General features: G+C 60.5%; 26 protein-coding genes. 11 read left to right on the top strand and 15 right to left on the bottom strand.

Going from position 1 to position 24813, the window contains the following annotated elements; translation table 11 throughout:
• Positions 1 to 11: 11 nt before the first annotated feature.
• The 6 genes from E4O98_RS02155 to E4O98_RS02130 all read right to left on the bottom strand — a co-directional run bounded on the left by E4O98_RS02155 (position 12) and on the right by E4O98_RS02130 (position 5492).
• The gene (locus E4O98_RS02155) at positions 12 to 788 is read right to left on the bottom strand and encodes an N-acetylmuramoyl-L-alanine amidase (RefSeq protein ID WP_078822724.1); all 777 of its coding nucleotides are present in this window, start codon (positions 786 to 788) and stop codon (positions 12 to 14) included.
• A gap of 88 nt (positions 789 to 876) precedes the next feature.
• Positions 877 to 2922, bottom strand: a complete 2046-nt coding sequence (locus E4O98_RS02150) for a GGDEF domain-containing protein (RefSeq protein WP_248134038.1) — start codon at positions 2920 to 2922, stop codon at positions 877 to 879.
• The gene (locus E4O98_RS02145; RefSeq protein WP_005783460.1) at positions 2919 to 3797 is read right to left on the bottom strand and encodes an endonuclease/exonuclease/phosphatase family protein; all 879 of its coding nucleotides are present in this window, start codon (positions 3795 to 3797) and stop codon (positions 2919 to 2921) included. The genes E4O98_RS02150 and E4O98_RS02145 overlap by 4 nt, the downstream gene beginning before the upstream one ends.
• 10 nt (positions 3798 to 3807) lie before the next feature.
• Positions 3808 to 4443, bottom strand: coding sequence for a thiol:disulfide interchange protein DsbA (dsbA, locus tag E4O98_RS02140; RefSeq protein ID WP_032878548.1), 636 nt, complete (start codon positions 4441 to 4443; stop codon positions 3808 to 3810).
• A 167-nt stretch (positions 4444 to 4610) separates the two neighbouring features.
• Positions 4611 to 5237, bottom strand: coding sequence for a cytochrome c4 (locus tag E4O98_RS02135; RefSeq protein WP_032878549.1), 627 nt, complete (start codon positions 5235 to 5237; stop codon positions 4611 to 4613).
• A gap of 33 nt (positions 5238 to 5270) precedes the next feature.
• A complete protein-coding gene (locus E4O98_RS02130) occupies positions 5271 to 5492 on the bottom strand; it encodes a cytochrome (RefSeq protein ID WP_148854269.1) in 222 nt (73 codons plus the stop codon).
• 192 nt (positions 5493 to 5684) lie between these two features.
• On the opposite strand from E4O98_RS02130, the gene yihA reads away from it, so the two are divergent.
• A complete protein-coding gene (yihA, locus tag E4O98_RS02125; protein WP_005783451.1) occupies positions 5685 to 6326 on the top strand; it encodes a ribosome biogenesis GTP-binding protein YihA/YsxC in 642 nt (213 codons plus the stop codon).
• Positions 6327 to 6593: 267 nt separating this feature from the next.
• Here the strand turns inward: yihA and polA are convergent, their stop codons facing one another.
• Complete coding sequence (polA, locus tag E4O98_RS02120) at positions 6594 to 9389, bottom strand: DNA polymerase I (RefSeq protein ID WP_248134036.1); 2796 nt, start codon at positions 9387 to 9389, stop codon at positions 6594 to 6596.
• Positions 9390 to 9463: 74 nt separating this feature from the next.
• On the opposite strand from polA, the gene E4O98_RS02115 reads away from it, so the two are divergent.
• Together E4O98_RS02115 and E4O98_RS02110 are read left to right on the top strand one after the other, a co-directional pair.
• Entirely contained in the window at positions 9464 to 9754 is a 291-nt protein-coding gene (locus E4O98_RS02115) for a DUF2782 domain-containing protein (RefSeq protein WP_032878552.1), read from the top strand.
• A 55-nt stretch (positions 9755 to 9809) separates the two neighbouring features.
• Entirely contained in the window at positions 9810 to 10763 is a 954-nt protein-coding gene (locus E4O98_RS02110; RefSeq protein ID WP_248134034.1) for a homoserine kinase, read from the top strand.
• 112 nt (positions 10764 to 10875) lie between these two features.
• Here E4O98_RS02110 and E4O98_RS02105 read toward each other — a convergent pair whose 3' ends face one another.
• Entirely contained in the window at positions 10876 to 11805 is a 930-nt protein-coding gene (locus tag E4O98_RS02105; RefSeq protein WP_248134032.1) for a zinc ABC transporter substrate-binding protein, read from the bottom strand.
• A gap of 46 nt (positions 11806 to 11851) precedes the next feature.
• On the opposite strand from E4O98_RS02105, the gene E4O98_RS02100 reads away from it, so the two are divergent.
• Genes E4O98_RS02100 through E4O98_RS02085 form a run of 4 tightly spaced genes read left to right on the top strand, consistent with a single transcriptional unit; the run spans position 11852 to position 14654 of the window.
• The gene (locus E4O98_RS02100; RefSeq protein WP_177327430.1) at positions 11852 to 12346 is read left to right on the top strand and encodes a Fur family transcriptional regulator; all 495 of its coding nucleotides are present in this window, start codon (positions 11852 to 11854) and stop codon (positions 12344 to 12346) included.
• Complete coding sequence (gene znuC / locus E4O98_RS02095; protein WP_005783440.1) at positions 12346 to 13116, top strand: zinc ABC transporter ATP-binding protein ZnuC; 771 nt, start codon at positions 12346 to 12348, stop codon at positions 13114 to 13116. The genes E4O98_RS02100 and znuC overlap by 1 nt, the downstream gene beginning before the upstream one ends.
• Positions 13109 to 13897 (top strand): zinc ABC transporter permease subunit ZnuB, encoded by a 789-nt coding sequence (znuB, locus tag E4O98_RS02090; protein ID WP_032878556.1) that lies wholly within the window; start codon positions 13109 to 13111, stop codon positions 13895 to 13897. The genes znuC and znuB overlap by 8 nt, the downstream gene beginning before the upstream one ends.
• A gap of 37 nt (positions 13898 to 13934) precedes the next feature.
• A complete protein-coding gene (locus tag E4O98_RS02085; RefSeq protein ID WP_248134029.1) occupies positions 13935 to 14654 on the top strand; it encodes a PA5502 family lipoprotein in 720 nt (239 codons plus the stop codon).
• A gap of 100 nt (positions 14655 to 14754) precedes the next feature.
• On the opposite strand, the gene katE is transcribed toward E4O98_RS02085, so the two are convergent.
• Complete coding sequence (gene katE, locus E4O98_RS02080; protein WP_078822718.1) at positions 14755 to 16896, bottom strand: catalase HPII; 2142 nt, start codon at positions 16894 to 16896, stop codon at positions 14755 to 14757.
• A 265-nt stretch (positions 16897 to 17161) separates the two neighbouring features.
• Between katE and E4O98_RS02075 the strand changes: the two genes are divergently transcribed.
• The 3 genes from E4O98_RS02075 to E4O98_RS02065 are packed head-to-tail and all read left to right on the top strand — an operon-like array spanning position 17162 to position 19665.
• Entirely contained in the window at positions 17162 to 18169 is a 1008-nt protein-coding gene (locus tag E4O98_RS02075; protein WP_103734077.1) for a methionine ABC transporter ATP-binding protein, read from the top strand.
• Positions 18169 to 18843 (top strand): methionine ABC transporter permease, encoded by a 675-nt coding sequence (locus E4O98_RS02070; protein ID WP_005783435.1) that lies wholly within the window; start codon positions 18169 to 18171, stop codon positions 18841 to 18843. Before E4O98_RS02075 ends, E4O98_RS02070 begins: the two co-directional genes overlap by 1 nt.
• A gap of 51 nt (positions 18844 to 18894) precedes the next feature.
• Complete coding sequence (locus E4O98_RS02065; protein WP_032878561.1) at positions 18895 to 19665, top strand: MetQ/NlpA family ABC transporter substrate-binding protein; 771 nt, start codon at positions 18895 to 18897, stop codon at positions 19663 to 19665.
• Between the two features lie 78 nt (positions 19666 to 19743).
• Here E4O98_RS02065 and E4O98_RS02060 read toward each other — a convergent pair whose 3' ends face one another.
• From E4O98_RS02060 to E4O98_RS02040, 5 genes are read right to left on the bottom strand one after another with little or no spacing between them, the layout of a single operon-like run.
• Positions 19744 to 20379, bottom strand: a complete 636-nt coding sequence (locus E4O98_RS02060) for an SCO family protein (protein WP_005783433.1) — start codon at positions 20377 to 20379, stop codon at positions 19744 to 19746.
• Positions 20376 to 21275, bottom strand: coding sequence for a heme o synthase (gene cyoE / locus E4O98_RS02055; protein ID WP_248134027.1), 900 nt, complete (start codon positions 21273 to 21275; stop codon positions 20376 to 20378). The genes E4O98_RS02060 and cyoE overlap by 4 nt, the downstream gene beginning before the upstream one ends.
• Positions 21263 to 22342, bottom strand: a complete 1080-nt coding sequence (locus E4O98_RS02050) for a COX15/CtaA family protein (RefSeq protein WP_032878564.1) — start codon at positions 22340 to 22342, stop codon at positions 21263 to 21265. The genes cyoE and E4O98_RS02050 overlap by 13 nt, the downstream gene beginning before the upstream one ends.
• Positions 22343 to 22352: 10 nt before the next feature.
• Entirely contained in the window at positions 22353 to 22937 is a 585-nt protein-coding gene (locus tag E4O98_RS02045) for a hypothetical protein (RefSeq protein WP_005783430.1), read from the bottom strand.
• On the bottom strand, positions 22903 to 23667 hold the full coding sequence (locus E4O98_RS02040) for an SURF1 family protein (RefSeq protein WP_248134025.1): 765 nt from the start codon (positions 23665 to 23667) through the stop codon (positions 22903 to 22905). Before E4O98_RS02040 ends, E4O98_RS02045 begins: the two co-directional genes overlap by 35 nt.
• 32 nt (positions 23668 to 23699) lie before the next feature.
• On the opposite strand from E4O98_RS02040, the gene E4O98_RS02035 reads away from it, so the two are divergent.
• Positions 23700 to 23903 carry a twin transmembrane helix small protein gene (locus E4O98_RS02035; RefSeq protein ID WP_032878566.1) on the top strand — a complete coding sequence of 68 codons (204 nt, stop codon included), beginning with the start codon at positions 23700 to 23702 and terminating at the stop codon, positions 23901 to 23903.
• Positions 23904 to 23909: 6 nt separating this feature from the next.
• Here E4O98_RS02035 and E4O98_RS02030 read toward each other — a convergent pair whose 3' ends face one another.
• Positions 23910 to 24797 carry a cytochrome c oxidase subunit 3 gene (locus tag E4O98_RS02030; RefSeq protein ID WP_005783427.1) on the bottom strand — a complete coding sequence of 296 codons (888 nt, stop codon included), beginning with the start codon at positions 24795 to 24797 and terminating at the stop codon, positions 23910 to 23912.
• Positions 24798 to 24813 lie beyond the last annotated feature (16 nt).

Raw genomic sequence — 24813 nt, 5'->3', positions numbered from 1 at the left:
CCTATACACAATCAGCGCTGGTTCAAGGCCCGCAGGATCGCAGCACTTTCAGCGTCCGGAGTGCCATCAAACAATGAAGGGCGGAAGCGCATCTGGAAGGCGGCGATCACGTGCCGCGTGGCCACGTCCAGCTCCCCGGTCTGCGGCGTCTGATAGCCCAGGCGAGCGAGCTCTTCCTGGAACCAGGTGATGCTCGGCAGCTGAGCGCCGTACTGCACCTGGAATCGGGCCACGGCCTGTGCATCCGGCCAGACGGCCAAGCCTTCTGCGGCCAAGCGCTTCCAGGGGAACAGCGGCCCCGGGTCCAGCTTGCGCAGTGGGGCAATGTCGCTATGCCCGATGATGTTCTTGGGGTCGATACCGTTACGCTTGCTGATGTCCTTGAGCAGCACGATCAGCGACTGCACCTGCGCTTCGGAATACGGGTACCACACACGCCCTGTCGGCGTATCACGGAACCCAGGGTTGACGATCTCGATGCCGATGGAGCTGGAATTGAGCCAGGTGCGCCCCATCCACTCGCTTTCCCCCGCGTGCCAGGCACGCTGGCTTTCATCCACCAGCTTGTAGATGGTGCCTGAGGCGTCGTCGCCGATCAGGTAATGGCTGCTCACCTGGCCATGGGTCAGCAATGCCAGCGAGCGCTCAAGGTTGGTAGAGGTGTAATGCACGACAACAAACTGCACGCGGTTGTCGTGGTTCACCGAAGGGTGGCTGGTATTCAGCCGCGGGCCGCTGGCGCAACCGGCGAGCAGGAGAAACACAAAAGCAATAGACAAGGATTTCATGGCAGGAGCAGTACACTGAGAGACGATAATGCAACAGTGTAACGTAACGTAATTAGCCCGGCGGTCAAATTACAAAATGGAACATCTTTTATGCCACCTGCACTTGATTGCGTCCCGCTGCCTTGGCCCTGTAAAGCGCTTCATCGGCTCGCTTGAGGGCCAAGTCGCTGCGCTCGCCAGGTTGAAACTGCGCTACGCCCATGGACACCGTGATCGTCACCGGCTCGCCCTTGAAGTGGAACGGGCATGCCTCGATGGCCGCGCGCAATACTTGAGCGACAGCCAAGGCATCCGCCAAGGCTGAGTCGGGCATCAGCAGCACAAACTCCTCACCGCCGAAACGCGCGATGAAGTCGGTGGGCCGCAGGCGCTTGCTCAGCACGTTGGCGATGATCTTGAGCACCTTGTCGCCCGCCAGATGACCGTAGCCATCATTGATGCGCTTGAAATGATCCAGGTCGAGCATCGCCAGCGACAGGCTGTTGCCGCGTTGATGCCAGGCGTTGACCTCGTGATCAAGGCGTTCGCTCCACGCTGCCCGGTTGGGCAGACCGGTCAGCGGATCGAGCAAGGCCTTCTGGCGCTGTACTTCCAGGTGCTCACGGTAGCCCTGGGCTTCCTGCTCCATGTTGGCCACCCGCTCAGCCAGGGTTTTTAGGCGCGCCGCCACTTCCTGCTCACGTTGGTCACGCTGCTGCTGATGCTCGTCCATGGTCCCGAGCAAGCCTTCGAGATGGCTTTCGAGTACCTGCTTGAGGCTGCTCAGATCGGCGGCTTCCTGCACGCTGCTTTGCAACCCGTCGACCTGTTCACGAATCTGCGTATCCAGCTCCCGCGCGGCCAGGCTGCTATCGGCATGGCCCTCGCTGGCCACCTGCAGGTGGCCCTGAAATGCCTCAAGGCGCTCGTTGAGTTGCTTGAGATAAGCCTCGAACTCATGCTGGCCACTGTAGGTGATCGCCAGCATCAGCACCGCCAGGTCATCCAGGATCGGGATCAGCTCGTACCAATTCAAGCCGTGGGCAAGCCGCTCGCGCATGGCTTCGGCCTGGGGCCGGTGACGTTCAGGCAGGGACAGATCTTCCAACAGGCCCAGTAACGTATCTTCAATGTGCTTGGCCACCGAGCTGTAGGACGGCTCAGGCGAGTCGGGCAGGGCGTATATCCCATCGGACTGCAGTTCGTCGGGCTCGGGAACTTCCAGCACAGGGGGGAGAGACAGGCTACCTATGCTGGTTTGATCCGGCGCGTCGACTTCAACCTGCGGCGCTTCAATAAAGGCGGCGAGCGCGCTTTCAGGGGCCGGCTCTTCTATCGGCGGCTCAGGGGCCTGCACAGGTGAAGCAATCGGGGCTGCAGAAGGCGGTGCCTCGAATGCGAAGGTGTCGCGAGCCGCTTCCACCGGGGCCGGCGCTACCAGTTCCGATGCGGGAGCGAGCGGCGTTTGTGGTTGCGGTGCAAAGGCACGCAAGGCCTGGGTCAACTCTTCGGACTGTACGGGCTCCTGCGGCTCGGGCGAAGGTGGCGGCGCAGCGGGCTTTGACGACGCCAACTGCACGGCGGGCAGTGGCGCAGCGTCAACCTGTGGCGCGTCACTCGATGCCTCCTTACTGCCAAACAGGCGCTGCAGCAGCCCAGGACCCGCGCGTGAGGCTTCGCTTTCAGGCTCCAGATTATTCAGCGCCTGCCCTTGCAGGCTGCTTAGCTCACTGAGCAACAGCGGTATCTCCCGCGCCTGGCCGACGCGGCTATCGAGCTGTTTGGCAAAGGCCTTCAGCGGGCGGGCCACCTCGCGGGGCAACGCAAGCTTTTGCAGCTGGGCAACCAGGGCCGTGAGTGCGGTGCTGATCTGGTCAACCCGGGTTTCGCGGCGCTGCTCGGAATCCAGCACAGCCTTTTCCAGGCGCGGCAACAGCGCTGCGAGGGCTGCGTCCATGTCGTCCGTGCGCACTACATCACGCATTTCTTTCATGCATTGATCAACAGCGCGGTCAGTCCCTTCAGCCGCCAGCGTGCTGCGCACCAGGCCGCGGCGCAGCAGGTCGAGGCGGGCGGCCCAGCGGCGTTCGAGCTTGTCTTGTTGCTCGATGCTCTTGAGGTATTTCTCTTTCCAGCGCTGGGCGTCGTCGCTCATGCAAGAGGTCCGCGAGGGCCTGGGCTCAACGCGGGTAATGCATCAGCGGTAAGCGAACCCGGCAGACGAATCTCTACCGCGACGGGCAGGTGATCGGAAATGGGCTGCGCCAGCACTCGCACACTTTCCAGTGTAAGGCTCGGGCTGAGCAGGATGTGGTCAAGGCAGCGCTGCGGGCGCCAGCTGGGAAATGTGGCTTCGACTTGCGGGGCCAACAGGCCCAGGTCGCGCAGCGGGGAATTCTGCAACAGGTCGTTGGCATGGGTGTTCATGTCCCCCATCAACACCTGGTGCTTGTAGTTACCAATCAGGTCACGCACATAGGCAAGCTGCAGGTTGCGGGTACGTCCGCCGAGTGCCAGGTGCATCATCACCACCACCAAGGCTTCAGGACCTTCACCGAAACGCACGAGGATCGCACCGCGGCCTTTCGGACCCGGCAGCGGGTGATCCTCGATGGCGGTCGGCTTCAAGCGGCTGAGCACACCATTACTGTGCTGTGCCAGGCGCCCCAGGTTGCGGTTGAGCTGCTGATACCAGTACGGAAACGCGCCGAGCTGGGCAAGATGCTCCACCTGGTTGATGTAGCCCGAGCGCAGGCTACCGCCGTCAGCCTCCTGCAAGGCGACCAGGTCGAAGTCGCTGAGCAGGTCGCCGATCTTCTGCAGGTTACCGGTACGCCCCTTGTGCGGTAGAACGTGCTGCCAGCCACGGGTGAGGTAGTGCCGGTATTTCTCGGTACTGTTGCCCACCTGAATGTTGAAGCTGAGCAGGCGCAAGCGGCTGTCTGCCGGCAGGCCCGTGGCTTGCAGGTGGTGTTCGTTGACCTGCGGCTCGTGCAGGCCAACGACGCGTTCGGTACCCCAACGGCGCATGGCGGGCCCCTTACTTGGCTGCGCGTTCTTTAGCGATCAGTTGGTCGGCAACATTGAGGACCGCTTCAGGACCACCGGCAGTGCCCAGGTCGAAACGATACTTGCCGTTGACGATCAGGGTTGGAACGCCTTGCACACCGTACTTCTGCGCGAGCTCCTTGGCCTGCTTGATCTGGCCCTGGATGGCGAAGGAATTGAAAGTGGCCATGAACTTGTCCTTGTCCACGCCCTGGGTGGCGACGAAGTCAGCCATTTCGTCCGGCTTGGTCAGGCGCTTGCCCTGCTTCTGGATCGCTTCGAAAACAGCGTTGTGTACTTTGTGTTCCACGCCCATGGCTTCGAGCGTCAGGAACAGTTGGCCGTGGGCATCCCATGGGCCACCAAACATGGCGGGAAGGCGACGGAAGTTAACGTCCTTGGGCAGCTTTTCAACCCATGGGTTGATGGTCGGCTCAAAAGCGTAGCAATGCGGGCAGCCATACCAGAACAGCTCCACCACTTCGATTTTGCCGGGTACCGACACCGGTACAGGGTTAGCCAATTCAACGTAGGTTTTACCGGCTTCAAGCGGCACATCGGCTGCTTGCGCGGTCATGCCGAAGAGGCTGGCAGTGACGAGAGCGGCGCTGAGGATCAGATTACGCATGCTTTACTCCTGGACAAATAAAGTCGCCTCACGCGACCTTTGTTGTGACAGGTCTACGCGGGCATGAGTTCGTTAGTGTAACGGCAGCGGCCACAAAAAAGGGCGGCCTGAGCCACCCTTTTATGCTTGCATCGCGGGATTAATCGAGTGTTAACGTTGCGTGCAACTTAATGCAGGCCCTGGATGTAACTGGAGACGGCTGCAATGTCTTCGTCACTCAGCTTGCGAGCGATGGTGCGCATGATTGCGGCGTCGCCATCATTCGCTCGTCCGGCCTCTTCCTTACGGAAATCGGTCAGCTGTTTGGCGATATAGGTAGCATGCTGGCCACTCAGGTGCGGGAAGCCAGCGGCGGCGATGCCAGCGCCATTTGGCGAGTGGCAACCGGTGCAGGCAGGCAAGCCTTTTTCCAGGTCACCGCCACGGAACAGCTTTTCTCCGCGAGCGACCAATTTAGGATCAGCAGCTCCCACACTGCCTTTCTGGCTGGCAAAATACGCCGCGAGGTCCGCCAGGTCCTGATCGTTGAGATTGGTCAGCATGCCGGTCATTTCCAGCACTGTGCGCTTGCCGTCCTTGATGTCGTGCATCTGCTTGCTCAGGTAACGTTCACCCTGGCCGGCCAGTTTGGGGAAGTTCGGCGCCGGGCTGTTGCCATCCGGCCCGTGGCAGGCACCACATACGGCGGCTTTCGCTTGACCGGCAGTGGCATCACCTTTGACGGGGCCCTCTGCAGCGACGGCAGCGCCTGTGATGCCCAAGGTCAACAGCAGACTCACGATCAGTTTGTTCATCAGCTAATCCAACTACGGCTAAGGGTTTAAGAGTTATCTACCGGGTTTACTCACCACCAACTCAATGACGGCCTGGTAATCCTCAGTACTGCAGTCCATGCACAAACCACGCGGCGGCATTGCCTTGAAACCCTGGGTCACGCGCTGCATCAGCATAACCACGCAAACTCGGTTGTACAGCGCTTGTGGATCCTGTGTAGCCTGAGCGCCGTAAAGCGGGTTCAGGACACCAAAAGCGGCAACCATTGAGGCCATACATCGACCTTTTCAGGGTTTGAGAGCGTTTTGCGTTCTAATGCGCAATAAAGGTCTTTCGCTCCCGTGAACTTCATCCTTCGCTGGGACAAAGCACACACAAAATCTGCGGCATTATATACTGGCGCTACTGAAACGGAAACGACACCGCTTGCCGCACCCTTTTTCGGCACCGCCCACATCGGAAATCTCATGCAACTCAAGAATCCCATCCTCGGCCTGTGCCAACAGTCCACGTTCATGCTCAGCGCCGCCAAAGTGGACCAATGCCCCGATGACGAGGGCTTTGAAGTCGCCTTTGCCGGCCGCTCCAACGCTGGCAAATCCAGCGCACTGAACACCCTGACCCACGCCAGCCTGGCGCGCACCTCGAAAACCCCGGGTCGCACGCAACTGCTCAATTTCTTCAAGCTAGACGATGATCGGCGTCTGGTCGACCTGCCGGGCTACGGTTATGCAAAAGTACCCATCCCGCTGAAGCTGCACTGGCAGCGTCACCTTGAGGCTTACCTGGGTGGCCGGGAGAGTTTGAAGGGTCTGATTCTGATGATGGACATCCGCCATCCGATGACTGACTTCGACCTGCTGATGCTCGACTGGGCCGTCGCCAGCGGCATGCCGATGCACATCCTGCTGACCAAGGCCGACAAGCTCACCTACGGCGCAGCCAAGAACACGCTGCTCAAAGTGCAGTCCGACATCCGTAAAGGCTGGGGCGATACGATCACTATCCAGCTGTTCTCGGCGCCGAAGCGCATGGGCCTGGAAGAGGCTTACACGGTGCTGGCCGGCTGGATGGAATTGGCGGACAAAGGCGCAGAAGCTACCGAGTAACTTTTCTGCGGGCAAAAAAAACCCCGGACTTCGTATGGGGAGGGAAGTTCGGGGTCCAAGTTCCGGACCGCTAGGGCGGGGTCCAGATATCTGCCAACACTTAACACAACATAGGAGCATTGAAGGGCTTCACCACCCATTCAGTAACTCTGAGTGGCAGTTCACAGGTTAAGTTCCGGCAGCTCCAAAAAACTATTGGAAATAACTGACGGCGATTTGCGCTCTAAAGCACTGCGCCAGCACCTCGGTGTTGGCGCAGCTCTGCAATCAGTGCGCTTGGTCCCAGTTATCGCCCACGCCCACATCCACCACCAACGGTACGTCCAGCCGGGCTGCAGCACTCATATGTTCGCGAATCTTCTCGCTGACTTGTGGGACCAGGTCCTCACGTACCTCCAGCACCAATTCGTCGTGCACTTGCAGGATTACCTTGGCATCCAGGCCCGACTCGGTCAGCCAGTTATCCACCTGCACCATGGCTTTCTTGATGATGTCCGCCGCCGTGCCCTGCATGGGCGCGTTAATGGCTGTGCGCTCTGCCGCAGCGCGCTCCTGAGGCTTGTTGGAGTTGATATCCGGCAAGTACAGGCGCCGCCCGAAGAAGGTTTCCACATAGCCTTGGTCCGCTGCCTGGGCACGCGTGCGCTCCATGTATTCGCGAACACCTGGATAGCGGGCGAAGTACACATCGATGTAGGCCTTGGCGGTCTTGGTATCGACGCCGATGTCCTTGCCAAGCTTCTGGGCACCCATGCCGTAGATCAGGCCGAAGTTGATTGCTTTGGCACTGCGGCGCTGGTTGGACGTGACTTCAGCCAGCTCAACCTTGAATACCTCGGCAGCCGTGGCGGTGTGCACGTCCAGATCGTTTCGGAAGGCGTTCATCAGTCCTTCGTCCTTGGACAGGTGCGCCATGATCCGCAGCTCGATCTGGGAATAGTCCGCCGCCAGCAGCTTGTAGCCCTTGGGCGCGACAAACGCCTGGCGAATCCGCCGCCCTTCGGCGGTGCGCACCGGGATGTTCTGCAGGTTCGGGTCGCTGGAGGACAAGCGCCCGGTTGCCGCTACCGCTTGATGGTAAGACGTATGAATGCGCCCGGTGCGAGGGTTGATCTGCTCCGGAAGGCGGTCGGTGTAGGTACTTTTGAGCTTGCTCATGCTGCGGTACTGCATCAGCACCTTGGGCAACGGAAAATCATCTTCGGCCAGTTTGGCCAGCACTTCTTCGGCGGTGGAAGCCTGCCCCTTGCCGGTCTTTTTCAACACCGGCATCCCCAGCTTCTCGTAGAGAATCGCCCCAAGCTGCTTGGGTGAACCGAGGTTGAATTCTTCACCGGCGATCTCGAAGGCCTGGCGCTCCAGCTCGACCATCTTGTTACCCAGCTCGATGCTCTGGATGCCCAGCAGCTCCTTGTCCACCAATGCGCCCTGGCGCTCGATACGTGCCAGTACCGGCACCAACGGCATCTCGATATCCGTCAGCACACTGGCCAGGCTCGGGATCGCGGCCAGCTTTGCGTGCAGCTCCTGATGCAGGCGCAAGGTCACATCGGCATCTTCGGCTGCGTAAGGGCCTGCCTGTTCAAGGGCAATCTGGTCGAACGTCAGCTGCTTGGCGCCTTTGCCGGCAATGTCCTGGAAGCTGACCGTGTCGTGGTCCAGGTACTTCTTCGCCAGGCTGTCCATGTCATGGCGGGTCGCCGTGGAGTTCAGCACGTAGGATTCGAGCATGGTGTCGAAGGCGATGCCACGCACAGTGATGCCCTGTGCAGGGTCGCCACCGATGGCGCAGTTGGCGAGGATGTTCATATCGAACTTGGCGTGCTGGCCAACCTTGAGTTTGGTCGGGTCTTCCAGCAGCGGTTTCAAGGCCAGCAGCACGGTGTCCCGATCCAATTGATCCGGCGCGCCGATATAGGAATGGGTCAGCGGGATGTAGGCGGCTTCATGGGGCTGCACAGCAAACGAGACCCCAACCAATTGCGCCTGTTGAGCGTCAATGCCGGTGGTTTCGGTATCAAAGGCAAACAACGGCGCATCGTTGAGTTTTTTCAGCCACACGTCGAAGGTGGCCTGGTCCAGGACGGTGGTGTAAACCGCCTCTACCGGTACCGATATAACGGCCTCGACCGGCGTTTCGGCGGCAGGTGCAACCTCGCTCGCCGACTTGAGCTCCACACGCTTGGCATCGCGCTGGATCTCGTCGTACCAGCTCTTGAACTCAAGCAGCGTGTACAGCTCCAGCAGCTTTTCGCGATCCGGCTCGATCAGGTGCAGGTCATCCAGGCCCACGTCCAGTGGCACATCGATCTTGATCGTCGCCAACTGATAGGACAGGAATGCCATCTCCTTGTGCTCTTCAAGCTTGGCTGGCAGGGTTTTGGCCCCGCGGATAGGCAGCGTCGGCACAATATCCAGCTGCTCATAAAGCTCTTTGAGGCCGCCATTCACTCCCACCAACAAGCCCGAGGCGGTCTTCGGCCCAATACCCGGGACGCCTGGGATGTTGTCGGACGAATCGCCCATCAACGCCAGATAGTCGATGATCTGCTCGGGAGCGACGCCGAATTTCTCCTTTACGCCCTCAACGTCCATCGAGCTACCGGTCATGGTGTTGACCAAGGTAATGTGCCCGTCCACCAGCTGTGCCATGTCTTTATCGCCGGTCGAAATCACCACCGGGCGGCTGGCGGCCGCGCTGCTGCGCGCCAGGGTGCCGATCACGTCGTCAGCCTCGACGCCTTCGACGCACAGCAACGGGAAGCCCAGGGCGATCACGCTTTGATGGAGCGGCTCGATTTGCAGGCGCATGTCATCGGGCATACTCGGGCGGTTGGCCTTGTACTCGGCGTACATCTCATCGCGAAAGGTCCCACCCTTGGCGTCGAACACCACCGCGAACGGGCTGTCCGGGTACTGCTTGCGCAGGCTTTTGAGCATGTTCAACACGCCCTTGACCGCACCGGTCGGCAGGCCTTTGGAGGTGGTCAGCGGTGGCAGCGCGTGGAAGGCGCGGTACAGATAAGAAGAACCGTCCACCAGGACGAGGGGCGCTTGGCTCATGAGCAGGATCAACCTTTTCGGCGGGTCAGGCGCTAGAATAGCCGGACCAATGAAAACAAAGGGACAAGGTTATCATGCGTACATTCAATCGCCTGCTGTTGACCGGTTTGATTGCACTCGCTCCGATGGCTGCCATGGCGGCAGACGATGCCCCTTCGGCAGACCCGGAAGTTACCATTCGCACGGAAGGCGACAAGACTATTCAGGAGTACCGCCAGAACGGCTTCCTGTACGCAGTCAAGATCACAAAAAAAGGCTTTCCACCGTATTTCCTGGTGCGCGCGGACGGAACCGATGCGAACTTCATCCGCTCTGACCAGCCGGATATGCTGATCCCGTCATGGAAGATCTTCGAATGGAAATGATTTCTTAATTTTAACCGGCGCTGCTAAGCCAGCGCCCGTAACGGCAGTTTTAACCATGTCTGTGTTCACCCCCCTGGCTCGGCCCGAGCTGGAAACCTTTCTCGCCCCTTATGGGCTCGGCCGCCTGCTTGATTTCCAGGGGATTGCCGCCGGCAGCGAAAACACCAATTTCTTTATCAGCCTGGAGCAGGGTGAGTTTGTCCTGACCCTGGTTGAGCGCGGCCCCGTGGCAGAAATGCCGTTCTTCATCGAACTGCTCGACGTGCTCCACGACGCCAACCTGCCGGTGCCGTACGCCTTGCGTACCACCGACGGTATCGCTTTGCGCGAACTCAAGGGCAAACCCGCCTTGCTGCAACCGCGCCTGGCCGGCAAGCACATCAAGGACGCCAACGCCCAACATTGCGCCCAGGTCGGCGACCTGCTCGGCCACCTGCACTTGGCGACTCAGGGCGAAAAAGTGCTGGAGCGCAAGACCGACCGCGGGCTGGACTGGATGCTCAGTGAGGGCGCGCAGCTGATTTCACACCTCAACGACGCACAGCAGCGCCTGCTGCAGGACACATTGAGCGAGATCGAAACCCACAAAGCTGACATCCTCGGCCTGCCACGGGCCAACGTTCACGCCGATCTGTTTCGCGACAATGCGATGTTCGAAGGCACACACCTTACGGGCATGATCGACTTCTACAACGCCTGCTCGGGGCCGATGCTCTACGACGTGGCGATTGCCTTGAATGACTGGTGTTCGGATGCCGATGGCGTGCTTGATGGGCAACGAGCGCGGGCGCTGCTGGGAGCCTACGCGGGGCTGCGACCGTTCACCGCGAAGGAGGCCGAGCTATGGCCGACCCTGCTGCGTGTGGCGTGCGTGCGTTTCTGGCTGTCACGACTGATCGCCGCGGAGTCGTTTGCCGGCCAGGATGTTCTCATTCACGACCCCGCTGAGTTCGAGCACCGTCTGGCGCAACGCCAGCAGGTCAGTGTCCACCTGCCGTTCGCGCTCTAAAAGGCCTACTCGGTCAAAAAAATGTGGGAGCTGGCTTGCCTGCGATAGCGGTGTCGACTGACACGCCGCCATCGCGGGCAAGCCCGCTCCCACATTGGTTATGCGGCGATGGTTAAAGCGACTCCAGACAGCCAGCCAAATCATTACCTAGCTTCTCCAGGACCTGCTCATAACCCTGAGCGGTAGCCGGGGTATAGCCACCCAACGCATCCAGCTCCGCCAACTTCACCGGCAACCCGGCAACCAGCGTCTCGGCCAATCGCGGCCGCAACGGCGGCTCGCTGAACACGCAGGTCTTGCCCACCTCCTGCAAGCGCGTGCGCATCGCCGCTACATGCTGGGCACCTGGCTGCACTTCGGCGGCCACGCTGAATACGCCGGTGTGCTTGAGGCCGTAAGCCTCTTCGAAGTAGTCAAACGCCTCATGGAATACGAAGTAAGGCTTGCCATCGACGCTCGCCAGTCGCTTTTTCAAGCGCGCATCCAACGCATCCAGGCGCTCACCAAAAGCTTTGGCGTTGCTCTGATAACGCTCGGCGTTTGCAGGATCAGCCGCACTGAGGTCCGCAGCCATGCGCGTGGCGATTACCCGCGCGTTCACCGTTGACAACCATAAATGCGCATCGACGCTGCCAGGTCGATGATAATGGTCATGCTCGTCGGCATCGTCGGCGTGGGAATGGCTATCTTCGCCGAAAATACGTAATTTCATCCCTGGCAGGTCCTGCACCGCCACGGTATTTGCCGTACGGCCTTTCAACACGCGCGGCAAAAAGGTTTCCATGTCCGGTCCGATCCAATACAACAGGTCCACCGACTGCACGCGCCGTACGTCGGATGGGCGCAATGCGAAGTTATGCGGCGACGCACCCGGCGGCAGCAATACCTCCGGAACCGCCACACCGTCCTGCACCGCCGCGGCAATCAGCTGCAACGGCTTGATGCTGGTCAGCACCTTCACATCGGCCTGAGCGGCACCCGCAACGAACAAACTGGTGACAAATACGACAAAAACGGGAAAAAGTCGGGACACGATGACCACTCAATGGCGTAGGAACGGGTAACATAATAACGTCTCTATCAAATATCTGTCGCCGCTCATGCCTAAAACACCGCTTGCCAGCCGTCCCCACGACCACTCTCACTGCGTGCACACCGCATTGTCAGAGGCCGATACCCTGTGCGCACAAAAAGGCTTGCGCCTGACCGCCTTGCGTCGCCGGGTGCTGGAGTTGGTGTGGCAGAGCCACAAACCGCTGGGCGCGTACGACATTCTTGGCGTACTCAGCGAACAGGACGGCCGCCGCGCTGCACCACCTACCGTGTACCGCGCACTGGATTTCCTGCTGGAAAATGGCCTGGTTCACCGTATCGCCTCGCTCAACGCGTTTGTCGGCTGCAACCACCCGGAGCACGCGCATCAGGGCCAGTTCCTGATCTGTCGCGAGTGCCACGCGGCCATCGAGCTTGAACAAAAAAGCATCAGTGACGCCATTATCCAAAGCTCTGCCGACGTCGGCTTCAAGGTCGAGGGGCAAACGGTTGAAGTGGTCGGCCTGTGCGCGGGCTGCCAGGGGGCTTGATGAGCAACGCGTTGATCCGTCTGGAGCAGGTCGGCGTCACGTTCGCCGGACAGAACGTGCTGGAAAACATCGCGCTGAGCGTGGAGCCGGGGCAAATCGTCACGTTGATCGGCCCCAATGGCGCAGGCAAGACCACCTTGGTGCGCGCCGTGCTTGGCCTGCTCAAGCCCGACAGCGGCAGTGTATGGCGCAAGCCCAAACTGCGCGTGGGCTATATGCCGCAAAAACTGCACGTGGACCCGACCCTGCCGCTGTCCGTATTGCGCTTCCTGCGCCTGGTGCCCGGTGTCGACCGCGCCCGTGCACAGGCCGCGCTCAAGGAAGTCGGCGCCGAGCAGGTGATCGACAGCCCGGTGCAAAGCATCTCCGGCGGCGAAATGCAGCGCGTGCTGCTGGCCCGCGCCTTGTTGCGCGAGCCAGAGTTGCTGGTGCTCGATGAGCCCGTACAAGGCGTCGACGTCGCCGGCCAGGCCGAGCTGTACAGCCTGATCACCCGCCTGCGCGACCGCCATGGCTGCGGCGTGCTGATGGTCTCCCATGATCTGCACCTGGTGATGAGCACCACCGACCAGGTGGTCTGCCTCAACCGCCATGTGTGCTGCTCCGGCCACCCGGAACAGGTCAGTGGCGACCCGGCGTTCGTGGAACTGTTCGGCAAAAACGCCCAGAGCCTGGCGATCTACCACCATCATCACGACCACGCCCATGACCTGCATGGTGCCGTTGTCGATACTCCCCACGTTCATGGAGATAGCTGCAAGCATGGCTGATTTTCTGCTCTACGCCCTGCTGGCAGGCTTGGCTCTGGCACTGGTGGCGGGCCCGCTGGGCTCGTTTGTGGTCTGGCGGCGCATGGCCTATTTCGGTGACACCTTGTCCCATGCGGCGTTGCTGGGCGTGGCCATGGGCTTTCTGCTGGACGTGAGCCCGACCATCGCCGTAACCGTGGGCTGCCTGCTGCTGGCGGTACTGCTGGTGACCTTGCAACAACGCCAGCCGCTGGCCTCCGACACCCTGCTGGGCATCCTCGCGCCAAGCACCCTGTCCCTGGGCCTGGTGGTATTGAGCTTCATGCATGAAGTGCGCATCGACCTGATGGCCTACCTGTTCGGCGACCTGCTGGCGATCAGCCCGACTGATCTGGCCTGGATCCTCGGCGGCAGCGCTGGCGTACTGGTGTTGTTGGTGGCCCTGTGGCGCCCGATGCTGGCGATCACCGTGCATGAAGAACTCGCCCGGGTTGAAGGCTTGCCCGTCGCAGGGCTGCGCATGGCCCTGATGTTGCTCATCGCCGTGGTGATCGCTGTCGCGATGAAGATAGTCGGCGTATTGTTGATCACGTCGCTGCTGATCATTCCCGCCGCCGCCGCCCAGCGTCATGCCCGCTCACCGGAGCAGATGGCAATCGGCGCCAGCCTCTTGGGAATGTGTGCAGTGTGCGGGGGCCTGGCGCTGTCCTGGTTCAAGGACACGCCAGCCGGGCCGTCGATTGTGGTTACGGCGGCCGCCCTGTTTCTGCTGAGTTTTGTCCTGCCCCGTCGAGGGGTGTAGACTTGCTCGCTTTTTGCGCAAATAGAGAGTCGCAGGAATGAAGCCGTTCACCTCGAGTTATCTGCTCCTTGCCGCATTTTCCCTGCTGCTGGGTGCCTGTCAAAGCACGCCGCCCGCTGCCCCCGAGGCCCCGGACTCACGCGCTGTGGCCATCGCGCAGCTGGAGCAAAACCTGGCCAGCAGCGAACTGGCAACCGCCGAAGACCAACTTGCGGCGTTGCAGGCCCAGTCCCCCAACGATCCCGCACTTGAGGCCTATCAGCGTCAACTGGCCGAAGCCTACCTGCAGCGCAGCCAGATCGTGCTGCAAAAAGGCGATGTCAACGCCGCCGCCACCGCCCTGAGCCGGGCCCGCGCGCTGATGCCAAAAGCCCCGGCACTGACCGGTGGCGTCAACAGCGCTATCAGCCATGCGCGCAAGGCCGAGCTGGATCAGGCAGAAGCCGCGTTGAAAGCCGCCGAAGCCAAGCCTGCGGCCAAGGTCATCGACCCCGCAGCGCCGAGCACCACCGTGGCGCTGAACCTCGCGGATGTCGAAGACATGCGTCATCAGTTGGATGCCATCGCCACCGACGTGGTGAATTACCAGTGCGATGTCAGCATCCAGGTGCCACGCACCCAGGATTACCCGTGGCTGGCCACATTGCTGACCAAACGGGTGAAACGAATTGATTCGGGGTATGACCTGAAGATTCACCGGCAGATCCTGAAACACATTCCGGCGCAGGTTGTGCTGATTCCGCGCAAGGCGGACTAAAAGCATCGCAGGCAAGCCAGCTCCCACATTTGAAGGGTGAACACATTCAAGTGTGGGAGCTGGCTTGCCTGCGATGACGATCTAACAAACAACCGATAATTTAAGCCGGAATCGCCTTGGATTTCGGCTCCCGCTCCCAAACCCGATGCTGTGCAATCGCAGCAAAGAACGCCTTGAACGCCTTGGCATCAGCGCCCACGATCAACCCCGCATCCGCTTCCAGCTTCAGCAAGTCCAGCAACGGTTTCACATCACTGGCCACCGCAATCGCCTTGAGGTGCTTGTACGCTTCCAGTACGTAATGCAACGCCACGCCATCGCCGCTCAACGCCTTCACCGAGTCCTTACCGCCCGGGATAAACACCGCGTCGAAGGCAATGGACGGCATGCCTTCCATCGAAGCGTCTACGGGTAGCGTCTTGCCATCGGCAGTGGTCACAGGCGCCGAAGTCGGGCCCAGCAACTTGGCATGGGCACCCTCTGCCTCCAGCGCTGCCTTGAGCGCATCAATTGCCGCACCATCAACGCCGTTAGCCGCCAGAATCGCCACCTTGCGCGTCTTGATATCGCCAGACAGCAAATTCACCTGGCTCAATGCCGGTGATTCCTTCAGCGATGTTTCACGTGCGGGCACCGTGCCCTTGGTCGGCGCTGGCAAGCCCAGGTTCTGCGCCACGCGTTTGGCCAGTTCCAGGTCAATGTTGGCCAGGATCTCGTTGACTTGACGCGCCCGGATAAACTCGCGCTCAACCTTGCCCAACTCGAAGCTGTAGGCCGCGATGATGTGCTCTTTCTCGTGGTGGCTCATGCTGTTGTAAAACAACGTGGCCTGGGAGAAATGGTCGCCGAACGACTCGCTGCGCTCGCGCACCTTATTGGCATCGACGCGCTCGTAGTAGGACTCGAAACCTCCATCGGCAGGACCGGCAGGCGTTTCTTTCGGCCAGCCACCATCAATCGAGTTCGGCTCGTACGAGGCCCGCCCTTTATCGATCACGGTGCGATGTTGAGCGTCGCGCTGGCCGTTATGGAAAGGCACTACCGGGCGGTTGATCGGAATCTCATGGAAGTTGGGGCCGCCCAACCGACTGATCTGCGTATCCGTGTAGGAAAACAAGCGGCCTTGCAGCAGCGGGTCGTTGGTAAAGTCGATGCCCGGCACGATATGGCCAGGGCAAAACGCGACCTGCTCGACTTCAGCGAAGAAGTTATCCGGGTTACGGTTGAGCACCATCTTGCCCAGCGGTGTGATCGGCACCAGCTCTTCAGGGATAATTTTGGTCGGGTCGAGCAAGTCGAAATCGAACTTGTGTTCGTCTTCTTCCGCCACGATCTGCACACCCAGTTCCCACTCGGGGTAATCGCCGCTCTCAATCGATTCCCACAGGTCACGGCGGTGATAGTCCGTGTCCTTACCGGCCAGCTTTTGCGCCTCGTCCCATACCAGGGAGCACGTGCCTACTTTTGGGCGCCAGTGAAATTTCACGAAGCTGGATTTACCTTCGGTATTGATCAAGCGGAAGGTGTGCACACCAAAACCCTGCATGGCGCGCAGGCTTTTTGGAATCGCCCGGTCAGACATGGCCCAGATCACCATGTGCGCCGACTCCGGCTGCAACGACACGAAATCCCAGAAGGTGTCGTGTGCCGAGCCGCCGGTAGGTATCTCGTTGTGCGGCTCAGGTTTTACCGCGTGTACAAAGTCAGGAAACTTGATCGCATCCTGAATGAAAAACACCGGCATGTTGTTGCCCACCAGGTCGAAGTTGCCTTCGTCGGTGAAGAACTTCACGGCAAAACCGCGCACATCGCGCACGGTGTCGCCGGAACCGCGCGGGCCCTGCACCGTGGAAAAACGCGCGAATACCGGCGTTTTATGCTCGGGCGTGCGCAGGAAACCGGCCTTGGTCAGTGCCGAATGGTCACCATAGCTCTGGAAATAACCATGGGCGCCGGTACCACGGGCATGCACGATGCGCTCAGGGATACGCTCATGGTCAAAGTGCGTGATCTTTTCACGCATGATGAAGTCTTCCAGCAGCGAAGGGCCACGGGCGCCGACTTTCAAGCTGTTCTGGTTGTCGGAAATCTTCACGCCCTGGTTGGTGCGCAGGGCCTGGCCGGTCGCATCGGAACGGAATTCTTCCAACGCCTGCAATTTGGCGTTGGTATTGCCTCGGTCCAGGGTATCAGTGCCCGCGACTTCACTCTTGGGCGGGGTGGCTGGCTTCTTGGTACTCATCAGTCAAAACTCCTTAGTCAAAGTGGCCAGAGCGGTCCCCGGCTCGTTTGAGCGAAACCCCAGGCACGGCACCCGGGAGATCGAATTGCTTAAGTAGTGACTGACAGGGTTTTGGGCCGTTCCTTTTTTATGACCTTTGGTCTCGTTATTGCCAAATCGCTGGATGGATACGAAATAAATGCTAAGAAACACTAGATGGACAGGCTAAAATGCGCGCCCGGCTAACCGCTGATCCCTTTTCAATGCGCCCCACAAGGTTCGCTACGTGATCGAGTTTCAAAACGTCCATAAAACCTACCGCGTCGCCGGTAAGGATATCCCCGCACTGCACCCCACCAGTCTGCGCGTCGCCAATGGCCAGGTGTTTGGCCTGATTGGCCACTCGGGTGCGGGTAAAAGCACACTGCTGCGCCTGATCAACCGCCTGGAAGAACCCAGCGGCGGGCAGATCACGGTCGACGATGAAGAAGTCACCGCCCTGGATGCCAACGGCCTACGCCGCTTCCGTCAGCAGGTCGGGATGATCTTCCAGCACTTCAACCTGCTGGCGTCCAAGACCGTGGCCGACAACGTCGCTCTGCCACTGACGCTTGCCGGTGAATTGTCGCGCAAGGAGATCGACCAGCGCGTGGCTGAGCTGCTTGCTCGCGTCGGCCTGTCGGACCACGCCAGGAAGTACCCGGCGCAGCTGTCCGGCGGTCAGAAACAGCGCGTCGGTATTGCCCGCGCCCTGGCGACCAAGCCAAAGATCCTGCTGTGCGACGAAGCCACCAGCGCCCTCGACCCACAGACCACCGCGTCAGTCCTGCAACTGTTGGCCGAGATCAACCGCGAACTGAACCTGACCATCGTGCTGATCACCCATGAAATGGATGTGATCCGCCGCGTGTGTGACCAAGTTGCAGTGATGGACGCTGGCGTGATCGTCGAGCAAGGTTCGGTCGCCGATGTGTTCCTGCACCCAAAGCATCCGACCACCAAGCGTTTCGTTCAGGAAGCCGAACAGGTTGACGAAGGCGAGCAGCGCGACGACTTCGCCCACGTGCCGGGCCGCATCGTACGCCTGACGTTCCAGGGCGATGCGACCTACGCGCCATTGCTGGGTACCGTCGCTCGCGAAACAGGCGTGGACTACAGCATCCTGGCCGGTCGTATCGACCGCATCAAAGACATCCCTTACGGGCAACTGACCCTCGCCGTCACCGGCGGTGACATGGAGGCCGCGTTTGCGCGCTTCACCGCCGCCGACGTTCACATGGAGGTCCTGCGCTGATGGACGTTTTCCTGAGTTTCTTTGCCAATATCGACTGGTCCGAAATCTGGCTCGCCACCGGCGACACCATGACCATGCTGTTCGGCTCGCTGTTCTTCACCGTGCTGTTGGGCCTGCCTCTGGGTGTGCTGCTGTTCCTGACCAGCCCGCGCCAGCTGTTCGAACAAAAAGGCCTGTACGCGCTGCTGTCGCTGATCGTGAATATCCTGCGCTCGCTGCCGTTCATCATTCTGTTGATCGTGATGATTCCGTTCACCGTCCTGATCACCGGTACATCGCTGGGCGTTGCCGGCGCGATCCCGCCGCTGGTCGTAGGTGCTACGCCATTCTTTGCGCGGCTGGTAGAAACGGCCCTGCGCGAAGTCGACCGCGGCATCATCGAAGCCACCCAATCCATGGGTGCGAGCACCCGCCAGATCATCACCAACGCCTTGTTGCCCGAGGCGCGCCCCGGCATTTTTGCGGCGATTACGGTGACGGCGATTACACTGGTTTCCTACACGGCCATGGCCGGTGTAGTCGGAGCTGGTGGCCTGGGTGACCTGGCAATCCGTTTTGGTTACCAGCGCTTCCAGACCGATGTGATGGTAGTCACCGTGGTAATGCTGTTGATCCTGGTGCAAATTCTGCAAACCGTCGGCGACAGGCTGGTGGTGCATTTTTCTCGAAAATAACGGCCATTGCCGGCTCACAGCCGGCAGATGCCCGAACAAGGAGCTTGCTGGATGAAAAAACTACTGGTTGCCTTCGCTGCCGTTGCCGCGTTTTCCGCCCATGCCGAGACGATCAAGGTCGCTGCCTCGCCGGTGCCTCATGCGGAAATCCTCGAATTCGTGAAGCCCGCCCTTGCCAAAGAAGGCGTGGATTTGCAGGTTAAAGTTTTCACCGATTACGTGCAGCCAAACGTGCAGGTGGCTGAAAAACGCCTGGACGCCAACTTCTTCCAGCACCAGCCGTACCTGGATGAGTTCAACAAGGCCAAGGGTACTCACCTGGTGAGCGTTGGCGGCGTGCACCTGGAGCCGCTGGGCGCCTACTCCAGCAAGTACAAGAAACTGGCCGACCTGCCTGACGGCGCCAACGTGGTGATCCCTAACGACGCCACCAACGGCGGTCGTGCGCTGTTGCTGCTGGCCAAGAACGGTCTGATCACCCTGAAGGACCCGACCAACATCCTGTCGACCATCAAGGACATCACCGGCAACGATAAAAACCTGAAGTTCCGCGAACTGGAAGCCGCCACCCTGCCGCGCGTGTTGACCCAGGTCGACCTGGCACTGATCAACACCAACTACGCCCTGGAAGCCAAGCTGGATCCATCCAAGGACGCCCTGGTCATCGAAGGCAGCGACTCGCCTTATGTGAACATCCTGGTGACCCGCGAAGATAACAAGGATTCGGACGCAGTGAAGAAGCTGGTTGCAGCCTTGCACACGCCTGAAGTGAAAAAATTCATCGAAGAGAAGTACAAAGGCGCGATCAAGCCGGCGTTCTGATGCCCCGATCTCCAACACACCGGAGATCAAAATGTGGGAGGGGGCTTGCCCCCTCCCACATTTGCTTTGTGTTGCCTGCTACTTGCGCTGTAGCAAGCCTGGCAACTGCGCTACCAGCTTCTGGTTGTTCAACGGCGCACGGATAAACCCACGCTGGGTACCGTCCGGGCCGATCAGCGCCAGGTTGCCGCTGTGGTCCACGGTGTAATTCGGCTTGCTGGTATCTGCCGGAATGAAGGGGATGCTCACGGCATTCGATACCTTCTGCACATCCTCAACATTCGCGCCGGTCAGGCCCTGGAATTGCGGGTCGAAGTAACCCAGGTACTGCTTGAGCTGGGCCGGAGTATCGCGGTTCGGATCGACGCTGACCAAAATCACCTGCAACTTATCCACAGCCTCTTTAGGCAGCTCGCTCTTGATCTGGCGCAGCTGGGCGAGGGTGGTCGGGCAGATGTCCGGGCAGAAGGTGTAGCCGAAGAACAACAGACTCCACTTGCCTTTCAATTCATTGGCCAGCACCGGCTGGCCGTCCTGGTTGGTCATGCTCACTGCGGGCAACTGGCGGCTTTGCGGCAGCAGGATGATGCCGGCGTCGATCAGCGCGGTCGGGTCGCCCTGGCCTTTGCCCGAGAGCACTTTGTTGACGGTCAGGCCCATGATCAACGCCACCAGGGCCACGAGGATGAAGACGGTTTTTTGAGTTCGAGTCATAGGTTCAACAGTAAGTAGTGGTCTACGAGCAGGGCGATAAACAGCAGCAACAAGTACCAGATAGAGTACTTGAACGTGTTGATCGCCGCGTGCGGCTGGCTGCCACGGTACAGCACCCAGGCCCATTGCAGAAAGCGTGCACCCAAAACCAGGGCACAGGCCAGGTAGAGCACGCCACTCATATGGATGACATAGGGCATCAGGCTCACCGCCAGCAAGGCGAAGGTATATAGCAGGATATGCACCTTGGTGTAGTGCTCACCATGGGTGACCGGCAACATGGGGATGTCGGCCTTGGCGTATTCCTCTTTGCGGTGAATGGCTAGGGCCCAGAAGTGCGGCGGGGTCCAGGCGAAGATAATCAGCACCAACAGCAGGGGTTCGGCACTCACATGCCCGGTGACGGCCACCCAACCCAGCAGCGGCGGCGCTGCGCCGGCGAGGCCACCGATGACGATATTTTGCGGCGTCGCCCGCTTGAGAAAACCGGTGTAGATCACCGCGTACCCGAGCAGCGACGCCAATGTCAGCCAGGCCGCCAGCGGGTTGGTGAACGCCAACAGCAGCGCCAGGCCCGCCACCGCCAGCAACAACGCAAAGGCCAATGCTGCAGCGGGCGATACACGGCCCTCAGCCAGTGGCCGCTTATGGGTGCGCGCCATCAGCGCATCAATCCGCCGATCAACCACATGGTTCACCGCCGCCGCGCCGCCTGCACACAGGGCAATGCCCAGGTTACCGAACACCAGCACCGTCCACGGCACGCCAGCGCGGGTGGCCAGGAACATGCCCACCAGCGAGGTGATCAGCATCAGCACCACCACTTTGGGCTTGGTCAGCTCCAGATAGTCACGCCAGATTGCCCGATCGTGACCTGCGCCGATCAGGGTCGCCATGGCATCTCTCCTTTAAGGGTGATCAGGCCTGAGACCTGTTTGCGCGGGATGAACCGCCAACCGAGCGTCAGCGGGGCGCGAACCCGGACCAGGCTCGTGCGGGCGTGGTAATTGACCAGCACCAGGCTCAGCAACAAGGCCGCTCCACCCGCGTTGTGACCCACCGCCACCGGCAGCGGCAGGCCGAACGCCACATTGCTCACACCCAGGCAGATTTGCGCAGCCAGGGCGATCAGCAGCAAGCCCGCCAACCGCGTCATGCCCACTGCACGCAGTTGCCAGGCCAACCCCAATAGCACCAAGGTGACCAGTACCGCGCCGATGCGATGGGTCAGGTGGATCGCCGTGCGCGCCTCGCTATCAAGTTGGCCGCCCAGGTAATTGGGGCCGATATGCTGGGTCAGGTGAAAGCCATTGGCAAAATCCGCCGCCGGCCACCATTGGCCGTGACAGGTCGGTAGGTCGACACAGGCCACGGCCGCGTAGTTGGAACTGACCCAACCGCCCAGCGCGATCTGCCCGATTACCAGTACCAGCCCCGCCGTTGCCCAATATTGCAGGCGCCTGGGCACAATCAACGCAGGCAGCACACCGGACAGGCGCAAAGTGAGCAGAAACAACAGGCTCAAGGTCGCAAAGCCGCCCAGCAGATGCCCCGTCACCACCTGCGGCCAGAGCTTCAACGTCACCGTCCACATACCAAAAGCCGCCTGGGCGAACACCACCACCAATACAAACAATGGCAGTTTCACCGGTTGGCCCGGATCGCGTCGATGGCTCCACGCACGCGCCGCCAGCAGCGCGATCAGCAGCCCCAGGGTGCCGGCGAAGTAGCGATGGGTCATTTCTGCCCAGCCCTTGTCAGCCTCTACCGGCGCATCCGGAAAATGCAGTTCGGCATGGGCCAGTTGGGCTTCGCTTTGCGGCACGCTGATAAAGCCGTAGCAACCGGGCCAGTCCGGGCAGCCGAGCCCGGCGTGGGTCAGCCGGGTATAGGCACCGAGCAGCACGACGATCAGCGCCAATAAGGTGGCAAACAGCGCGAGGCGAAATCCAGGCTTGGCCATGACGGTGCCCCTATCCGATGTTCGACAGTTTCAGCAGCAGGCGCAGGTCGTTGAGCAAGTCCTTGCCCTTGACCTTGGCGTCGTAGCGCAGCACCAGGTTGCCGTGGGGGTCGACGATCCACAGTTGAGCCTCACCGGGCGCCGCGGCGTTCCTGGCAAAGGTCGACACATCCAGCGGGTAGCGCTGCAGTTGCGGGTACTCAGCCTTGAGCTTGGCCTCATAGTCGGTGCTCAGCGGTTGCGCAGCCGCCAGGGCATGGTTGGCGCGGGACGCATCACGGCCAAGGCTGATTTGCAGTTGGCGCGCCAAGTACACCAGTTGTTGGCAATCGGCGGCGCAGGCGGTGGGTGCGGTGACCAACAGTTGCCACCGACCTTCGCCGGCCTGCACGCCGATATCGGCACGGGTCTGGCCGTTGCCGATCAGTTCACCGTGATAGCTGCGGCTGTCCGGCACCCAGAACTGCAACTTGTACATGAAGGTGGCCAGCGCCATCGGACCGATCACCATCATGAGGATCAAAATCAGCTGCCAGCGCCCTTTGCGCCGGTCCGGCGTTTCAGACGTGCTGGGTGGATTCATGGCCGCTCCCATGGGGCTTCTCCTTTTTGTTGTGCCATCCGAGGTAGAGGTAAAGCACCAGCAGTGCCAGTGCCATGGCGAACCACTGCACTGCGTAGGCCAAGTGTTTTTCCGGGCCCATGGCAACGATAGGCCAGGTGGTTTCGTACGTACCCGGGCCCGCTTCGGCACGCAGTTCGTAGGCAAAGCCGCTGCGCCCCAGCTCGTCCCACAGCGCGGCGGGATGCAGTGCGGTGAGCAAACGTGGCCATTGCGCGCTGGCAGGGTCGGCATGCAGTTGGAAGGTCCCGCCGGGGGCGACGTACACCCAGGCGTCAAGATTCAATGCCTGTTCAGGCGTGGAGAAGGCCGGCGGCGTGCGCCGGTCCGGCCACGGCAACCAGCCGCGATTAAGCAACAGCCACAGGCCGCTAGCCTGGTCCTGAAAGGGTTGCAGCAGCTCGACACCTGCCTTGCCGTCACGCATACGGTTATCCAGCAATATGCTGTGCGCAGCGTCCAATTGCCCGCGAAGATGGACGCGGCGAAAGGCAGGGTCGGCCATATCATTGAGCTGCGCACTGCTGATCGGCTCGGCAGCGCGGCGCTCGGCATAACGCTCCACCAGCAGCTGTTTTTCATGCCCACGGGACAGTTGCCAGAACCCCAGGCTCACCATGAGCGGCAGCAACACCAGCACCACCAGCGTCGGCGCGATACCTGGACGAAAGCGCTGCATGGCACTGGCTATACTGGATCTCATCGCCCCTCCCTCTGTAGCCCTGGAGCCAGACCATGCTCAAAGCAGCCATTGCCCTGATGCTGATCGCGACTGTCGTGAGCCTGTTCAGTGGCCTGTTCTTCCTGGTCAAGGACGAGGGCAACTCCAACCGCCTCGTCACTGCCTTGACCGTGCGTGTGGTACTGGCCGTGATCACCGTGGGCTTGATCGCCTGGGGCTTTTTCAGCGGCCAACTGGTCTCTCATGCGCCTTGGTAATCCGCCTCACAGCACATAAACAAAGAAAAACAACCCGATCCACACCACGTCCACAAAGTGCCAATACCAACTGGCCGCCTCGAAGCCGAACTGGTGCTCGGCGTTGAAATGCCCACGCAGGATGCGCATCAGCATCACGAATAAAATGATGGTGCCGATGGTTACGTGGGCGCCGTGAAAGCCCGTCAGCATGAAGAACGTGGCGCCGTATACCCCTGAACCCAGGGTCAGGCCCAGTTCTTTATAGGCGTGGATGTACTCCTCGGCCTGGAACCCGAGAAACGCCAAGCCCAACAGCACTGTGATCGCCAGCCAGATTTTCAGCGCACCCCGATGGCCTTTACGCAGGGCATGGTGGGCGATGGTGATGGTCACGCTGGAGCTCACCAGCAGGATGGTATTCACCAACGGCAGGCCCCACGGGCTGATGGTGCCTTCAGGCGCAGGATAGAGCTTGGGGTCAGGGTTATTGAGCAAGGGCCAGGCGAACTCGAAGTTCGGCCACAGCATATGCGCAACGCCTTTGGAGCCCTCACCTGCCAGCCATGGCGCCGACATGTGCCGCACATAAAACAACGCACCGAAGAACGCGATAAAGAACATCACCTCCGAAAAGATGAACCAGGTCATGCCCCAGCGAAACGAGCGGTCCATTTGCGCGCTGTACAGCCCGTCGCGACTTTCCTTGATCACAGCACCGAACCAGCCAAACAGCATGTAGGCCAACAACAGGCCGCCGACGAAAAAGATCCACGGCCCGTGGGATTCGGGGCGCGCAGCCTTCAAGTCGTTGAACCACACCGCCAGGCCGTACACGGTGACCAGCAGGCCAATCGTGGCAATTATCGGCCATTTGCTTTGCGCTGGTACGTAGTACGTATCATGAGTCGACATGTATTCGCTCTCCTGA

Source organism: Pseudomonas sp. W2Jun17 (genome assembly GCF_023127795.1).
In the GTDB taxonomy this organism is placed as follows: domain Bacteria; phylum Pseudomonadota; class Gammaproteobacteria; order Pseudomonadales; family Pseudomonadaceae; genus Aquipseudomonas; species Aquipseudomonas synxantha_A.
Note: the sequence above shows the minus strand (reverse complement) of the source record. Positions and strands in the feature narration are given on the sequence as shown.

Bases quoted from the DNA above. Each gene is read 5' to 3' on its own strand.
- katE (WP_078822718.1), bottom strand. From the start codon at position 16,896: ATGAGTACCAAGAAGCCAGCCACCCCGCCCAAGAGTGAAGTCGCGGGC.
- yihA (WP_005783451.1), top strand. From the start codon at position 5,685: ATGCAACTCAAGAATCCCATCCTCGGCCTGTGCCAACAGTCCACGTTC.
- znuB (WP_032878556.1), top strand. From the start codon at position 13,109: ATGGCTGATTTTCTGCTCTACGCCCTGCTGGCAGGCTTGGCTCTGGCA.
- E4O98_RS02065 (WP_032878561.1), top strand. From the start codon at position 18,895: ATGAAAAAACTACTGGTTGCCTTCGCTGCCGTTGCCGCGTTTTCCGCC.
- E4O98_RS02110 (WP_248134034.1), top strand. From the start codon at position 9,810: ATGTCTGTGTTCACCCCCCTGGCTCGGCCCGAGCTGGAAACCTTTCTC.
- cyoE (WP_248134027.1), bottom strand. From the start codon at position 21,275: ATGGCGACCCTGATCGGCGCAGGTCACGATCGGGCAATCTGGCGTGAC.
- E4O98_RS02040 (WP_248134025.1), bottom strand. From the start codon at position 23,667: ATGAGATCCAGTATAGCCAGTGCCATGCAGCGCTTTCGTCCAGGTATC.
- E4O98_RS02135 (WP_032878549.1), bottom strand. From the start codon at position 5,237: ATGAACAAACTGATCGTGAGTCTGCTGTTGACCTTGGGCATCACAGGC.
- E4O98_RS02115 (WP_032878552.1), top strand. From the start codon at position 9,464: ATGCGTACATTCAATCGCCTGCTGTTGACCGGTTTGATTGCACTCGCT.
- E4O98_RS02085 (WP_248134029.1), top strand. From the start codon at position 13,935: ATGAAGCCGTTCACCTCGAGTTATCTGCTCCTTGCCGCATTTTCCCTG.
- E4O98_RS02035 (WP_032878566.1), top strand. From the start codon at position 23,700: ATGCTCAAAGCAGCCATTGCCCTGATGCTGATCGCGACTGTCGTGAGC.
- E4O98_RS02145 (WP_005783460.1), bottom strand. From the start codon at position 3,797: ATGCGCCGTTGGGGTACCGAACGCGTCGTTGGCCTGCACGAGCCGCAG.
- polA (WP_248134036.1), bottom strand. From the start codon at position 9,389: ATGAGCCAAGCGCCCCTCGTCCTGGTGGACGGTTCTTCTTATCTGTAC.
- E4O98_RS02130 (WP_148854269.1), bottom strand. From the start codon at position 5,492: ATGGCCTCAATGGTTGCCGCTTTTGGTGTCCTGAACCCGCTTTACGGC.
- E4O98_RS02150 (WP_248134038.1), bottom strand. From the start codon at position 2,922: ATGAGCGACGACGCCCAGCGCTGGAAAGAGAAATACCTCAAGAGCATC.
- E4O98_RS02045 (WP_005783430.1), bottom strand. From the start codon at position 22,937: ATGGGAGCGGCCATGAATCCACCCAGCACGTCTGAAACGCCGGACCGG.
- dsbA (WP_032878548.1), bottom strand. From the start codon at position 4,443: ATGCGTAATCTGATCCTCAGCGCCGCTCTCGTCACTGCCAGCCTCTTC.
- E4O98_RS02060 (WP_005783433.1), bottom strand. From the start codon at position 20,379: ATGACTCGAACTCAAAAAACCGTCTTCATCCTCGTGGCCCTGGTGGCG.
- E4O98_RS02050 (WP_032878564.1), bottom strand. From the start codon at position 22,342: ATGGCCAAGCCTGGATTTCGCCTCGCGCTGTTTGCCACCTTATTGGCG.
- E4O98_RS02070 (WP_005783435.1), top strand. From the start codon at position 18,169: ATGGACGTTTTCCTGAGTTTCTTTGCCAATATCGACTGGTCCGAAATC.
- E4O98_RS02155 (WP_078822724.1), bottom strand. From the start codon at position 788: ATGAAATCCTTGTCTATTGCTTTTGTGTTTCTCCTGCTCGCCGGTTGC.
- E4O98_RS02030 (WP_005783427.1), bottom strand. From the start codon at position 24,797: ATGTCGACTCATGATACGTACTACGTACCAGCGCAAAGCAAATGGCCG.
- znuC (WP_005783440.1), top strand. From the start codon at position 12,346: ATGAGCAACGCGTTGATCCGTCTGGAGCAGGTCGGCGTCACGTTCGCC.